Origin of the sequence: Aphanothece hegewaldii CCALA 016, assembly GCF_003007785.1 — a bacterium.
Lineage (GTDB): Bacteria > Cyanobacteriota > Cyanobacteriia > Cyanobacteriales > Microcystaceae > Chroococcus > Chroococcus hegewaldii.
Map to the genome: position 1 here is coordinate 27,288 of NZ_PXOH01000015.1, position 15,476 is coordinate 42,763.

Sequence of the window (15,476 nt, forward strand, 5' to 3'; positions counted from 1 at the left end):
TTTGTTGATTAGGATTTTAACTGGAACTGAGCAATTGAAGTTTGTAGGACGGTCGCTTGTTCTACTAGAGTTTGTAAGGATTTCACCACATCTTGCGCTTCAGACGATGTTTCTTGTGCGATCGCGCTCACTTCTTCCATCGTTTGATTTACTTGTTGTGATGCCTCAGTTTGAGTGGTTGTACTACTCGAAATTTCTTGTAGATATGCGTCAATTTTTTGACTGGTTGCTGCAATGCCTTGTAGAATCTGCTTGGTTTGTAAAGCGAATTCTGTCCCCGTCACAACTGTACTGGTACTTTCTTCCATTGCTTGTAATACTGTCCCTGTCTCTTGTTGAATATTCCGTACTAAGTTTTGAATTTCTTTGGTTTGTTCGGTAACTCGATCCGCCAAGCGACGAACTTCTTCTGCAACAATACGAAAACCTTGTCCATTTTCTCCAGCGCGGGCTGCTTCGACGGAAGCATTAAAAGCGAGTAAGTTGGTTTTTTCGGAAATTCCTGAAATAATTTCGACAATTTGCGAGATTTCTTGCGATGATTCCGCAAGGTGTTTTACTTTCTTAGCAGTACTCGCAACGGTTGAGCGGATTTTCTCAATACTATCAACGGTTTTATCCATTGTAAAATCGCCTTCTTGAGCTTCTGTGGAGGCTTGACGAGCGATTTTTGCGGCTTCTGTAGCGGAATTAGCAACCGTTTGAATGGATGTATTCATCTGGGCAACCGTTTGTAAAACTTGGTTGATTTCGCTCGATTGTGTTAAAGCAGCATCCGATAACTGGCGTACTGATGTTGAACCACTTTGCGAGAGTTCATTGACTTGGTTAGAAACGTCTTGGACTTGTAAAACCAAATCTCGTAATTTATTAATGGTGGTGTTAAATGCGTCTGCAATTGAACCGACAACGCCCTCGCTGACTTTTCCTCTCACGGTTAAGTTTCCTTTTTGGGCTCCTTCAATTTCGAGGAGTAATTTAACAACTTCTGTTTGTAAGTTTTCTTTTTCTTGGCGTTGTTTGATGGCTTCAATTTCTTGTTGTTGCGCTTGTTGGGCTAATGATGCCTCGGATGCAACAATATTATCCGCCATTTTGTTGAAGGTTGTTGTTAATTGGCCAATTTCATCTGTGGTTAATACTTGGGCGCGGACATTGCGATCGCCTGATGAGAAAGCTTGAGCAACTTGCTGTAATTTCTCAATTGGGTTCACAATGGCTCGTCCTAACAGATAAATTAATCCAAGACCCGCTATAAGAGCTAAAGCTAAAACTAATCCTTGTAGGGCTAAACTCTGCGTGATCAGGGCGTTTAAAGCTTGCTGAGAAGTTCCTCTAACTAGAACAGCAACTGGAACTCCATGATTGTCAAACAGTGCTTTTGCTGCTAGGGTATATGATTGATTGTTGATGTTTATGGTGCTAGTAACAATCTCACCATTTTTGGCGGAAACTGCTTCTTTTAAAATAGAATTGTTAGCAAACATTGAATTATTATTTGTTTTATCAGTCGCATTTTTTAGGGCAGAAGCCGCTAATTTAAAGCTTTGATCGGGTTTGACTAAATAGATCGAACTAACACCACCATTTAAGGCATTAAGCGTATTGATTGCAATGGGAGCTTTAACAATATCTCCAGAAATTAACGCCCCGACAATTTGAGAATTTAAAGCACGAACTGGGGTTACAACATAGCGGATCACAAAGTTAGGTTTGCTTGCTGGATCGATTCCAATATCTCTGGCTCGTAGTTCGGCTAAACGAGGACTATCTTTGGCGAGTTCATCATAAGAAATGACTTCTGTACTGATGAGTTGTTCGCCTGTTGCTAAGGCTTTTTTTACTAACTCATGTGGATCATAAATCTCGCCAAAACGCGATAAACTCGATGTTGCAACAATGCGTTTTTGTGCATCGACTAGGGTAGCAATTTCAATTTTACGATTCCACAATTCATAACGTAATGTACCAGTCACTGATGAGTTAGGTAAACGTTTTTGTGCTGCATTAATAACCGCCGGGTTAGTGGCTAATCCACCAAAACCAAAGAACATTTGGTTCATTTTAACTTTGTAGTTAATTTCTAAAACTGCTAACTCAGATTTGGCTTGTTGAATTAATTGAGATTGACCATTACTGATAATTAAATATGAACCAACTCCGACTGTTCCTAAAACCGATAGCAATTCTAAGGGTAATAATGTGGCGAGTTGTTTTGTCCGAATGGGTAGATCATCAAACCATTTCTTCAAACGACGCGGCAAAGGCTGTTTAATGGTTTCTTGTTCTACTGTTTGCTCTGGATATGGAATAATTGGCGTAACTGGAACAACTAAAGAAGTTTTTAGTTTTTCTTCTAAAGATTCAATTGTTTTTTTTGCAACTGCGCCATAATTTCCGCTTTCGTCGAGTTCGATGATTTCTCGATAAAGGGCGATCGCTCCAGTTAGATTACCTGATTTTTCAAGATTTCCCGCTTCAAGAATTTTGTTAATACATTCGTTAGCAATATCTACACTATTATTACTATTTGAATTTCCCTTATTGTAACTTGTACCCCGATAAGTTAAATTATCATCGGTTGATTTGGGTGATTGAGAACGAGTCGAGGAGTCTAACATAGATTAAATCCAAAAAAAAGTAACAAAGGAACAATGACCAACTAAACATCAATAAACGATAAATTTGGAGTAGATAAGCTAGTAAATAACGCTTCTGTTTCTAATACTAGAAGTAGTTCATTTTCATAAATAATCGATGAACTAAATAAACTTTGAAACTGAGGTAATAGAGGGAAAAAAGATGAATGAGAAGAAGCAGTTAGATCAACAGAAATAATACCATTTAACGCTTTAACACTAATCGCTATACGTCGTCTAATTTCAGAAGTTTGAAAAGTGACGACAATAACTGTCCAATTCGTTTTTTTAAAAGAACGCTCTTGGATTAGATTAAAGAACTGTTCACTGTCTAAAATCCAAAGTAGCGATCCTTGATAATTAGCTACACCTGCCCAATAAGGAGCAATTCCTGGCAGTGGACAAATTTGCTTTTGTGGAATTTGGATAATTTTTTCGACATGGGCTAATGGCAGAGCAATTCGGATCGAATCAGCTAACTGAAAACTGAAAAATTCTGGGAACATAACAAAGGGAATAACAGTTAATTAACATAACGCTCTACGGTATCAACAAGTTGTTGAGGTACAAAAGGTTTTGTAATGTAATCATTGCCTCCTTGTCGGAGAGCCCAAAAACGATCAAAGTCTTCGGCTTTTGAACTACAGAATAAAATTGGGATATTTTGCCACTTGTCATCAGTACGGATTTTTCGACACAGATCAAGACCACTTTCACCAGGCATAATAATATCTAGTAAAATTAAGTCTGGCCGAGTATTTTTTTCTAGCCATTGCCACGCCGACTCGGCACTATCAGCTACATTTACCGTAAATCCTGCATGGGTTAACAAGGCAGAAATCAGTAAACGTTCGGCTTGAGTATCTTCGACAACTAGAACGGATTTCATAAATTTCCTCAAAAAAATACAAGGGATGCAAAAACGTCTTAGTATTAGTATTCCCAAATGAATCAATAAAATTATATTGAGCAGGAAATAATAGTTAATCTTTGTACTACTTCGATTAATTCATTAGGATTAAAAGGTTTAGTGAGATATTCGCTCACACCAATAAATTTAGCTCGCAAGCGATCGACTAGCCCTTCTCTTCCAGTGAGCATAACTACTGGAATATCTTTTAATTTGCGAGATCGGCTTAACATTTGACACAATTCATAGCCGTTGATTTCTGGCATATTAATATCGAGCAAAATTAAAACAGGTTTGTGTCGAATTAATACGGTTAATGCTGAGGCTGGATCAGTAATTGATATAGTCTGGTATCCGGCGACTTCTAGCGTTTTAGTAACTTGTTGTTGAACTGTTTTACTGTCATCGATACAAACAATCAAAGGGCGTGAGGAAGAAGCGATCGGTAAAATAGGAACATCATTTCTTTTAATGATGCTTGATAATGCACTTGTTCTAGTGTCTATTTTTTCAGCAATATCAATGGCCGTATTTTTTTGTATAGTGTTAGACTCTCTAAGATTGTTGACTGTAACAGGCGGTGCGATCGTCTTAGTTTCCGTAAAATTATTCGGTTGAACGTTTTTCGCGCTCAAAATGATTGCTTTGTTAGGTAATTCTTCTGGCTGAATTGTTGCCTCAATATTTTCTAAAATGGGTTCTTGAAAGGGAAAGCTTTGAATAGCACCAGTTTTGACCAAAGGTTGAAGTTTTAACGCGAGAGTTAATGGTGAAACCTGCATTTGTGTTGCTATTTCATACAAACACTTTTTTTGCGCTAAACTTTGTAGCCAAGCAGACAGTGTTTGAGTGCCAAATACGGATAAAAATTCTCGCTCTTTGCTCCAAATTTGCCAAGCTTTGTAAAAGTGAAAGATTTTTTGTGAGTCTAAACACAAACGGATGAAAGGTGATGATATTTCAGTTCTTAGCTGTTTCCAGTGATTAATTGCTGTTTGAAATTGAGCGAAAAAATCTCGCAATGAATAATTGAGTACAGTCGGTTGAAGCTGATTATTTGGTAAGAACGTGATTGAGGTTCGTTCTAACGCCGATACTTGTACTAATGTTTCTTGAGTGAGTTTCAGACACAATTGTTGTAGATCAATAATCGGTAACTTTTGAGTTAGCCAATAATTACAAATCTCTTGATACTCAGTATGTTCGGGGTCATAATTAAATATGTTTAGAGGCGTTTTAAGGATTTGTCCTAGATAGGTGAGCCTCTCTTGTTGACCAATTAGACTGGTACCATAGTTAATTTGACCTTGATTTACATAAAGTTTCCACTGAATTGAACGATCTTTGGGATCGGTTACAATAAGACAGCCCGTTTTATTTTTTTGGGATATAAGCTGCAAACACTCGGCAGGAATAGTAATTTGCTCAGTCATGAAAATATGGGTTGGTTTTGGTAAGGGATTAATTAATGAGTTTTGAACAATATTACAGTAAGTATAACTTTAGACTTTTAATTGGTCTAAATAAACTTCATGATTATCTGTTTTGCACCCCAAATATGATTTGTTATGCTTGATATGAATGTTCTTAACTGTAAGCTGTTTTCTCTATTCCCAATTTTAATAAATGCTCGGAAATATTTACTTATTCCCGTTTATTTAAAAGACAATCCAAATCAATTAGCTTGCCAAATATTTATCGCTCATATCAAATCACTACCGAGAGAATAACAGAAATATTTTTCAATCTACATCGTTGAATATACGGAAATAGAAGATAAAGTTTTTTTGATGATCGGCTATTTATTACCGTAAATTCTCGTAGACTCTTTAAAGTAATCAAAAGTTGTATAAAGTAGACTTGACAATTGTTCTTTTTTATGGTTAAGCAAATTAAGTTTAATTTAAGAAACAAGCTTCAACTTTTTGGACAATGATTAAAAAAAAATTATGTATTAATTTTTACCCTTCATCAAAAATAACTTAATCTCTCTTGTAAATCTGATATAACTACATCTTTGTTTTCAAAACTTAACCTTGATTTAACTTAGTTAACACTAAATAAAAATTGCTTTAAGAGAAGTTGCAAGTTTAGTATTCCACACCACAAAATGCGCTACCCTTCAAATCAGAGATAAAGATCGCTTAGGGATCATTTCTCGCCGATGTTTAACACTGAACTAAGCAATTAAAGTCAAAACAAGCAGTGTTAAGCCAATGTTCTCTTAATGTATTCTTGGGGTAAATTAAATGAACCAAAATGCCATAGAAAACACCCGTAATGTGGCCATCGTCGGACCTTATTCGAGCGGTAAAACCACATTGCTCGAAAGTCTTTTGTTTGCTTCAGGGGCTATTTCTCGTAAAGGGAAAGTCACCGAAGGCAACACCATCTCAGACGGTTCGCCAGAAGCAAAAGAGCGTCACATGAGTGTAGAGGTTTCTACCGCTAGTACAACTTACCAAGATATTAATTTTACGTTTCTCGACTGCCCTGGCTCAATTGAATTCGCACAAGAAACTTATAATGCCCTCACTGGTGCAGGTGCGGCTATTATTGTTTGTGAACCAGTTATCGAAAGAGTTTTAACCTTAGCCCCTCTCCTCAAATTTCTCGATGACTGGGAAATACCCCATCTACTCTTCATCAACAAAATGGATCGGGCGAATGCACATTTTATGGACGTGCTACACGCCATCAAAGAAGTTTCAAGTCGTCCCTTAGTCCCGCTACAGTATCCCATAAGCCGTGATGGACAACTTGTTGGTTATATCGATCTCATCACTGAACAAGCTTATCACTATCATAAAGGTAGTCCAGTCGATCCCGTCCCCTTACCTGACCACCTCAAAGACGAAGAACACGCCGCCCGACAAGAAATGTTAGAGACGATCGCCGAATTTGATGATCATCTCTTAGAAGAACTCCTAGAAGACATTGAACCGCCCCAAGACGAAATTCTCCAAGACCTCAAACAAGAACTCAGCGCGGATCAAATTGTTCCTGTTTTCTTTGGTATTGCCGATCTTGACTATGGTGTACGCCCTCTACTCGATGCTTTAATCAAAGAAGCACCCGCACCGAGCGTTACAGCCCAACGTCGCGGACTCACCCCCCAAACGGATAATAATACGATCGTGCAAATTCTCAAAACTTATTTTACAGCCCAAGGAGGTCGCTTATCCCTCGTCAGGGTTTGGCAAGGAACCTTAACCGATGGAATGCTACTCAACGGGGTTCGTGCGGGTGGCATTTATCGTCTTTTGGGGCAACAACAACACCCCATCCCTCAAGCAATGGTCGGAGAAATTGTTGCTGTCGGTCGTTTAGAAGGACTAACAACGGGTACAACGGCAAGTAATACCAATAATATCCCCGAATTACCCAAAGCTCATCTTTTAAAACCCGTTTATGCACTGGCGATCGCACCTGAAAACCGCAAAGATGAAGTTAAGCTCAGTGGTGCAATGAGTAAACTGATCGAAGAAGATCCCTCATTATATTGGGAACAACACGGAGATACTAAAGAAGTTATTCTCTGGGGACAAGGAGAAATTCACTTACAAGTTGCCTTAGATCGCTTGCGTCGTAAGTACAATTTACCTATGACGACCCATTTACCCCATGTTCCCTACAAAGAAACGATCCGCTTGATCTCTAAGTCTCACGGACGCTATAAACATCAAACTGGTGGACATGGTGCATTTGGTGATGTTCATTTAGAGATTAAACCTTTACCAAGAGGTACGGGGTTCCAATTCCATGAAACAATTGTTGGAGGTGTAGTTCCCAGACAATATATTCCTGGTGTGGAAGTGGGAGTACGGGAATATCTGTCACATGGGCCGTTAGGTTTCCCAGTGGTTGATGTGGATGTGACCTTAACAGATGGGTCTTATCATTCGGTAGATAGTTCCGAACAAGCGTTTAAAATGGCCGCCCGTATTGCTATGAGCGAAGGAATGCCCAAATGTAAACCCATTTTATTAGAACCGGTTGTCTCGGTTACAGTTACCGCACCTTCTGAATATACTTCCAAAGTCTTACAGTTAGTGAGTGGACGACGGGGACAAATTTTAGGTTATGAAGGTCTAACACATTGGAAAGGATGGGATCAAGTTACTGCACATCTTCCTCAAGCAGAGATGCAGAACCTTATTGTTGAGTTGCGATCGCTCACGATGGGTGTCGGTTTCTTTAATTGGGAATACGACCACTTACAAGAAGTTCCAGATAAGTTAACCGATAATATTTTAGCCACCAATGGCAATGGACATCGTAAGTAAATTCTCATGATCGGGTTTGGACTTCCAACCCTTACAATATAATCTGTAGGGGCTTGCGTTTCCAAGCCCTATTATTTTTGAGTTTTAAAAAGCGTCAAGTATGGTTGTACAGTTGGATCAGGTTGTTCCTTTTGGGCGCACTTTTGATGAATACACTAAAATCTTTAATTTATCTGATGCAGATTTCCAAAAAAAGATTTTAGGGGTAGGAGATGGGCCAGCTAGTTTTAATGCTGAAGCCAGTAAAAAAGGACTTAAAGTAACTTCAATTGATCCAATTTATCAATTTACCAAAACAGAGATTAAACAAAGATTTGATGAAGTTGTCGATAATATTATTAATCAAGTCAGAAATACGCCAGATGACTGGGTTTGGTCTTATCATCAATCCCCTGAAGACCTAAAAAATAATCGACTTAAAGCACTTAATATGTTTTTAGAAGATTACGAACAAGGCAAGCAAGAACAACGATATTTAATTCAAGAAGTTCCTCATTTAGCGTTTCAAGAAAATGAATTCGATTTAGCTTTGTGTTCTCATTTCCTGTTTTTATATTCAGATCAATTATCCTATGAATTTCATCTTAAGTCTCTTGATGATATTCTTAAAGTGAGTAAAGAAGTGAGAATTTTTCCCTTATTAACGATGATGCTAGATCTCTCGCCTTATCTCGATGCTATCATCAAAGAATTTACCGATAAAGGATACCAAATTTATTTAGAGAAAGTTCAATATGAATTACAGAAAGGCGGCAATGAAATGTTAGTGATTAAAAAAATCGGATGAATTAGAGCAAGCCAGAAACCTTAGCTACAATGGAAATAACGATACTCTTCACATAACTTAAAAAAAATATCAATAACACAACTATGAGTAAATTATTATCTGGTCCGAAAACCCTTCCCTTTCTACAACTAACCCACTGGATCTTAAACCCAGTCAGTTACATGGAAAAGGTTAGTAAAGACTTTCCAGACCTTTTTAGAACAAGAGGACTAGGAATGAACGGTTTAATCTTTATTAGTCATCCTCAAGCTCTACAACAATTATTAACAAACGATCGCAAACAATTTTCAGCGCCAGGCGAAATTAATGCCATTGTTTCCCCTTTGGTGGGAGATTATTCGGTCATTATGTTAGGTGGCGATCGTCATAAAAAACGCCGACAATTATTATTACCGCCCTTTCATGGGGAAAGAATGCGCTCTTATGCAGACTCTATTCTAGACATTACACAAAATGTTATGGATGCTCTGCCCCAAGATCAAGTGTTCATTGCACGAGATGAAATGCAGTCCATTTCGCTACAAGTTATTATCGAAACTGTGTTCGGGCTACATAAAGGAGAACGATATTTAGAACTAAAAAATCTTCTTTCATCGATGTTAGATATCTTTCGTATGTCATCGATGGCGGCTATTTTATTCTTTCCTTCCCTACAAAAAGATTTTGGGGCGTGGAGTCCTTGGGGAAAATTTATGCGGACTCAGCAAAAAGTAGATAGTCTGCTGTATGCCGAAATTGCGGAACGTCAAAAAAATCCAGATCCGAACCGTACTGATATTCTATCACTGCTGATGTCTGCAAGAGATGAAGCCGGACAACCAATGAGTAACAAAGAATTACGCGATGAACTCATTACGCTACTTTTTGCAGGTCATGAAACGACAGCGACGGCTATGTCTTGGGCATTATATTGGACGCATCGCCATCCAGAAATCAAAGATAAAATCCTACAAGAACTTGCTACACTAGGCAATAATCCAAATCCGATTGATATTGCTCGTTTACCCTATCTCACCGCAGTTTGTAACGAAACACTCAGACTTTATCCAGTCGGTATGCTAACGTTTCCCAGACGAGTCGAAGAACCAGTCGAAATGTTAGGATATCGCCTAGAAGCAGGTGATGTGGTGGCAGGCTGTATTTATCTAACTCATCATCGCCCTGAACTCTATCCAGATAGCCAACAATTTAAACCCGAACGTTTTTTAGAAAGACAGTTTACCCCATATGAATTTATACCCTTTGGTGGTGGAGCGCGTCGCTGTATTGGTGAAGCTTTAGCAATGTTTGAAATGAAGTTAGCGATAGCCACAATTTTATCTCGCTATGAACTCGCTTTAGCCGATCAAAAACCAGAACCGCCCCGCCGTCGTGGGTTAACTCTTGCACCGGGTAATGGTGTCAGAATGGTCATGAAAGGTAAGCGTAAATTCTTAGAACCTTCCGTTACTCAAAGTGACTTGGTTGGAGTTTAATAATAACTGTAGGGGTTTGGTTGCCAAACCCTTTTAAAACAAACGATGAGAATTTATGGAAACCGACAACTCAAGACTTTATCTGGGCAACTGACGCGACCTACTTTAGCAAGGGTACGAGAAGCTTTGTTTAATATTTGGCAAGGCGAAATAAGCGGGTGTCGTTGGTTAGATTTGTGCGCGGGTAATGGTTCAATGGGAGCAGAAGCATTATGTCGGGGTGCTAAACTCGTGATTGGTATTGAACAAAATGGTGCCGCGTGTAAAATTATTCAACAGAATTGGGAAATGGTAGCAACGGAAGAACAAAGCTTTCAGGTGATACGGGGCGATGTTTTAAATAAAATAGGAAGTCTAGCAGGTGAACAATTTGAGCGAATTTATTTTGATCCACCTTATGCTAGTGGACTGTATGAACGGGTGTTAAATGCGATCGTACAGTATAATTTATTAGCTCCTGATGGAGAAATCACCGTTGAACACGATCCCAAACAATGGAAAGCTTGTTCGATAAAAGATTTAACAATTAGTCGAGAAAAAGTTTATGGAAACACAGCCTTAACGTTTTATTTTAAATCGGCAAACGCTGAATATCTCGGTTAGAACCAATCACAACCATACAAGAATTTTTACAAAGTCGCTCTTGTGGCTCAGGATTAATTTTAAACCGTTTTGCATCACCGATCGCTAAAACATTTAAGCCGTATCGATTGCGTAATTGTAGTTCTTCGATGGTTTTTCCGCTAAATTCTTCAGGGACGCGAATTTCAACAATACTACTTTCTGGATCTAAATCAAAACGTTCTAAGATAGCGGGTTTAGTAATGCGATAAGCTAACTCACATCCTGCGTCATATTCAGGGAAAACAACTAAATCTGCACCTACTCTTTTGAGTAGTTTTCCATGAATTTCAGATGATGCTTTTGCCGCGACAAAAGTTCCACCCGCTTCTTTTACATTGAGTGTAGTAATAATACTTTCTTCAACATATTTCCCTATTGCAACAATCACCGTATCGACTTCAAAAATACCAGCCGCTCTAAGTGCATTCGGTTTAGTAGAATCGAGTTGAATGGCATTATCAACAATTTTGTCATCGAGTGCTTGAGCGACTAAACTTTCATCAATATCTGTTCCCAATACTTGATAACCCATTTTGCGAAGAGTTTCCGAAGTTGCCCGACCAAAACGCCCTAAACCAATTACAGCAAAATGACGAGTTGTCGAGCGCATATTGTTAAAAAAACGAATATTTTGCATAATATTACCTAATTTTTAAATAAGTTTAACCTACTAATAAATTTTCTTCTGGATAATTGAGCAAACTAGGTTTAGGATCGCCGACAATTGCTGCCATAAAGAGAACAACACCAACCCGACCTAGATACATCATTCCAATAATAACCAATTGGGACATGGGAGACAAAGCACCCGTTATTCCCGTCGAAAGACCAACGGTTGCGAAGGCTGAAATAACTTCAAATAAAATTTGTACGCCATGAAAATCATCCTCAAAAATAGAAATCGCCAGAGATGCAATAATAATCGCTAAAACGGAACCAAAAATAACAGCAATCGCTTTTAAAATCAAAGGGATAGGTACTTCTCTTTGATATAAAACAACCTCTTCTTGACCTCGTAGAACCGCCCGCGTACTACTGCTCAAAATTCTAAAAGTAGTCGTTTTAACCCCGCCTCCTGTGCCGCCTGGACTTGCACCAATAAACATAAGTCCCATTGTAATAAATAATCCTTCAAAGGTCATTTTACCAATATCAATAGTATTAAAACCTGCTGTTCTAGTTGTCACCGATTGAAACCAAGCTGCTAAGATTTTATCTTTTAAAGATAGAGGGGCAAAAGTATCAGGATTGTGAGATTCTACAATCAATGTTGAAATTGTCCCAAAAATTAATAAAACTAAAGTTGTACTAATCACAACTTTATAATTTAAAGAAAAAGAAAAATCTTTCCGCTTTTCTATAAAACGGCTATTAAACCAGAAATAAACTTCAATAATAACTTGATAGCCTATGCCACCAAAAATAATTAATCCTGGAATAACTAAATTAATAATTATTGAAGATTTATAAGATATAAAGTTGTCTTTTAGTAATCCAAAACCAGCATTATTAAAAGCACTTACACTATGAAAAAGAGCAAACCATGTTGCTTTTGCAAAATCATAGTTTTGAGCAAAAACAGGAATCATCAGAAAAGTTGCTGTAAGCTCAAAAATCAGAGTAATTGCAATAATGGATTTAATTAAATTCTGACTCCCTTGTAAAAAAGGACGATCAAAAGATTCTTGAATTGCCAGCTTTTGTCTGAGGTCAAATTTTCGTCTTAGAAGTAGCATTAATAAAGTGGTCATGGTCATATAACCCAACCCTCCCACCTGAATTAATAGCATAATCACAAACTGTCCAAAACCCGAAAAATGAGTACCCGGATCAACCACATTTAAACCCGTCACACAAACAGCAGAAGTAGAGGTAAAAAGGGCAACCAAAGGACTATTCCAGTTACCCCCACTGGTTGAAAATGGCAGTGTTAGTAAGAAAGTTCCTACAGCGATAACTGCTAAAAATCCTAAACAAACTGTGCGAGAAATCGTCATTTAATTTAATTTATTTTCTAAATATTAGAAAAAACTTAACTTAACTCTAACACGGGTTAATTTAATACAATTGACTTAATAAAGAAGTTTGTTTTTTTTGTAATACTTCAATATAAAGCTTTTCAAGCTGAGTAATATTTCCACTGAGAGTATAGCGCTCTAAAACTCGTTGTCGTGCTTTTTGACCCAACACATTAACTAACTCTGGATGGTCACGAAATAAGGGTAACAAAGTTTTTAGCTGAGTGGTAACTCCTTGAGTACTTAAAATTACTCCTGCACCATTTTCGAGAACCTCGCCATCTGCACCCGCATCAGTGGCCAAACACGCTTTACCACAGGCCATCGCCTCTAATAAAGAAATTGATAAACCTTCCACTAAAGAAGGCAAAACAAAAACATCAGCCGCTTGTAAAATCTCAATCCGTTTCTGTTCATCGGCGATAACCCCTAACCATTGAATACCTTGTTCTTCTCCATAGAATGGTTTTAAAGAAGCAGCCAGAGGTCCATCACCAACAATTAATAATTGACTATCTTTGGACATATTAGCCAATTTCCAAGCCTTTAAAAGAGCTTCGATATTTTTTTCGGGTGCAATACGACCGAGATAGACGAATAAATGTTCTGCTTGAAAATTATATTTTTTGGGTCGAGTGGAGGATGGAGCGTATTTTTGTACATCAACGCCATTGGGAATAACCGACACCCGTTCGGGGGAAACGCCCAATCTACTTAATAATTCTCGTTGAATATGAGAAAAAACGATCACTTGATCGTAATTTGCTAAAAAGGGCGCGTACAACTGATAGGCTAACAGTTGTTGAGTACTCGCTTTTATATTGCGAAATTTGCTATCAAAAGGCGTGTGAAAAGTGGCAACCAAAGGTAAATTAAGTTCTTCGCAGATTTCAGGTAAGCGAAAATCTAAAGGAGAAAGTGTTAAAGAAGCATGAACAATATCGGGTTTAAGTTGTTTAAGAGACTCCGTTAACACCTTACTCGATTTTAAGCTAGGAATGGTGTAAACCTGAGATTTATACAAAAAAGGGAGGAACACTTCAGGACACTCCGGCCAGTTTTCATCGGTTGAGTCTTCTTGTGCGAAATGAAAAAAACTAACCTGATGACCTCGGTCTAGTAAAGCGTTTGTGACTTCTCGACCGTATGTAACGTTACCACAGAAAGGGGATTTTTTGCCTAGCCAAGCGATGTGCATTCAGATATTCAGCCGTAATATAGTTTAGATTAATGGACAGAAGGAAATAAATAATTATTTAACAAATATATATGACACCTTTTTTGGATTACTTGTCAACCTTATTAGGACGAACCACACTCGATAAGGACATATACCACGACACTAGACCGCCACAAATCGAGATAATGGCTAAACTTAACAAAACTGAGCGTAGTCCAAACCGAGTTTCTGCAATACCTGCTAGTGCTAAGGGTAAAGACAAGGCTATATTAACTGCATTATTTTGTAGTCCAAAAACCTTACCGCGCATATCAGACGGGGTTTCCGCTTGAATCGCCGTTTGCATGGGAATACCAACCAAAGCGGCAAAAAATCCTAAAAGCGTGGTTGAGATTAATGCGAGTGCTAGACTTCCAGTTGATAAAGACATTAAAATCAGAGAAGCACTAATGCCGATCGATCCCCACAGACTTAAATAAAGCGGTGGAATCTTCGCCCCTAACTGACCTACCAGCGCCGCCCCGATCGCAATTCCTACGCCTCCAACGGCTAAAATAAAGCCAAACTGCTCGGCTTTTAATTCTGGGACTAATTCCGCTAATCTAACTGCTAGAACGGATAATGCGGCAAAAATCGAGAAGAGAATAATTAATTGAATTAAAGCATTACGGACTCGTCGATTATATCTAAGATAATTAATGCCATCTCGAATATCTTCTAAAGGATGGGGTGGTTCACTGTTAAGATAAATATCTTTTTCCTTAACTCGCAAAAACATTAAGATAATACCAGCGATCGTATATGAACCCCCAACCACGAGAACTTTACCCATATCCCAAGGAATTTTAACCAGATGAGCGATTTGACCTGCTAATCCGAGTAAAGGTTCTCCAATGGCAAAACCGAGGATTAAGGTTCCCATCATGGTTGTCGTAAACAGGGAATTTGCCGATAAAAGATTACGACGTTTCACCAGTAGAGGAATTGTTGCTTGTTCTGCGGGAGCAAAAAACTGTGTAATAGTCGAAGTTAAAAACGTTTGTACTAATAAAATGACAAAACCGATCGGAACATGAAAAGCTTCTTGAGATTGATATTGCCAATGTCGCCAAGATTCGGGCAACCAAAAAAGAGGAATAGCCATCTTTTGATCATCAAATATCCACAACAGAGGCGGTATCGTCAAGACTAATGCTCCTCGCGCTAAATTAGAAATGACCATAACTCCTTTTTTTGACCACCGATCTACATAAACTCCCGCTAAAGAACCGAATAAGACGGCGGGAATCGTAAATGCAATCATTATCGCCGACACCCAGCCACTAATCGGCTGTCCAGGGGCTTGAAAATGACCCGCTACTAGGGCAATCATTAAAACGAGGTAGATTCGATCGGCAATTTGCGAAAAAAGCTGACCCGACCACAAAAGTAGAAATCGACCATTGGACAAAACGGGTTTAAATCCTTGGTTTGATTCAGATGAGGGAGGCAGTTGAACCATAGAGTGTTCAGAAGATGCAGGAGGTCTAAAGTCGGTTTGTGTCATCACGGTTACAG

Annotated in this window: 12 protein-coding genes; 4 read left to right on the plus strand and 8 right to left on the minus strand. The window is 38.4% G+C overall.

The genetic code is table 11. The features are described 5' to 3' along the window. Positions 1-8: 8 nt before the first annotated feature. From C7H19_RS26445 to C7H19_RS25325, 4 genes are all read right to left on the minus strand, one after another. Positions 9-2,621 carry a methyl-accepting chemotaxis protein gene (locus tag C7H19_RS26445; protein ID WP_219907654.1) on the minus strand — a complete coding sequence of 871 codons (2,613 nt, stop codon included), beginning with the start codon at positions 2,619-2,621 and terminating at the stop codon, positions 9-11. Between the two features lie 41 nt (positions 2,622-2,662). After that, complete coding sequence (locus C7H19_RS14075) at positions 2,663-3,145, minus strand: chemotaxis protein CheW (RefSeq protein WP_106457519.1); 483 nt, start codon at positions 3,143-3,145, stop codon at positions 2,663-2,665. Between the two features lie 17 nt (positions 3,146-3,162). Further along, positions 3,163-3,528: a response regulator gene (locus tag C7H19_RS14080; RefSeq protein WP_106457520.1), complete on the minus strand. Its 366-nt coding sequence runs from the start codon at positions 3,526-3,528 to the stop codon at positions 3,163-3,165. 71 nt (positions 3,529-3,599) lie between these two features. Further along, positions 3,600-4,982 (minus strand): response regulator, encoded by a 1,383-nt coding sequence (locus tag C7H19_RS25325; RefSeq protein ID WP_146136520.1) that lies wholly within the window; start codon positions 4,980-4,982, stop codon positions 3,600-3,602. A gap of 816 nt (positions 4,983-5,798) precedes the next feature. On the opposite strand from C7H19_RS25325, the gene C7H19_RS14090 reads away from it, so the two are divergent. The 4 genes from C7H19_RS14090 (at position 5,799) to rsmD (ending at position 10,700) form a co-directional block, all read left to right on the plus strand. Further along, the gene (locus C7H19_RS14090) at positions 5,799-7,835 is read left to right on the plus strand and encodes an elongation factor G (protein WP_106457521.1); all 2,037 of its coding nucleotides are present in this window, start codon (positions 5,799-5,801) and stop codon (positions 7,833-7,835) included. Between the two features lie 100 nt (positions 7,836-7,935). After that, entirely contained in the window at positions 7,936-8,622 is a 687-nt protein-coding gene (locus C7H19_RS14095; protein WP_106457522.1) for an SAM-dependent methyltransferase, read from the plus strand. Between the two features lie 83 nt (positions 8,623-8,705). Beyond that, entirely contained in the window at positions 8,706-10,097 is a 1,392-nt protein-coding gene (locus tag C7H19_RS14100; protein WP_106457523.1) for a cytochrome P450, read from the plus strand. A gap of 45 nt (positions 10,098-10,142) precedes the next feature. Then, positions 10,143-10,700, plus strand: a complete 558-nt coding sequence (gene rsmD, locus C7H19_RS14105) for a 16S rRNA (guanine(966)-N(2))-methyltransferase RsmD (RefSeq protein WP_106457524.1) — start codon at positions 10,143-10,145, stop codon at positions 10,698-10,700. Here the strand turns inward: rsmD and C7H19_RS14110 are convergent. The 4 genes from C7H19_RS14110 to C7H19_RS14125 form a co-directional block, all read right to left on the minus strand. After that, positions 10,669-11,358 (minus strand): potassium channel family protein, encoded by a 690-nt coding sequence (locus tag C7H19_RS14110; RefSeq protein WP_106457525.1) that lies wholly within the window; start codon positions 11,356-11,358, stop codon positions 10,669-10,671. The two genes, rsmD and C7H19_RS14110, sit on opposite strands and share 32 nt — an antisense overlap. 25 nt (positions 11,359-11,383) lie before the next feature. After that, on the minus strand, positions 11,384-12,718 hold the full coding sequence (locus C7H19_RS14115; RefSeq protein WP_106457526.1) for a TrkH family potassium uptake protein: 1,335 nt from the start codon (positions 12,716-12,718) through the stop codon (positions 11,384-11,386). Between the two features lie 61 nt (positions 12,719-12,779). After that, positions 12,780-13,937 carry a glycosyltransferase family 4 protein gene (locus C7H19_RS14120; RefSeq protein WP_106457527.1) on the minus strand — a complete coding sequence of 386 codons (1,158 nt, stop codon included), beginning with the start codon at positions 13,935-13,937 and terminating at the stop codon, positions 12,780-12,782. An 88-nt stretch (positions 13,938-14,025) separates the two neighbouring features. Beyond that, a complete protein-coding gene (locus C7H19_RS14125; RefSeq protein ID WP_245927530.1) occupies positions 14,026-15,465 on the minus strand; it encodes an MFS transporter in 1,440 nt (479 codons plus the stop codon). Positions 15,466-15,476 lie beyond the last annotated feature (11 nt).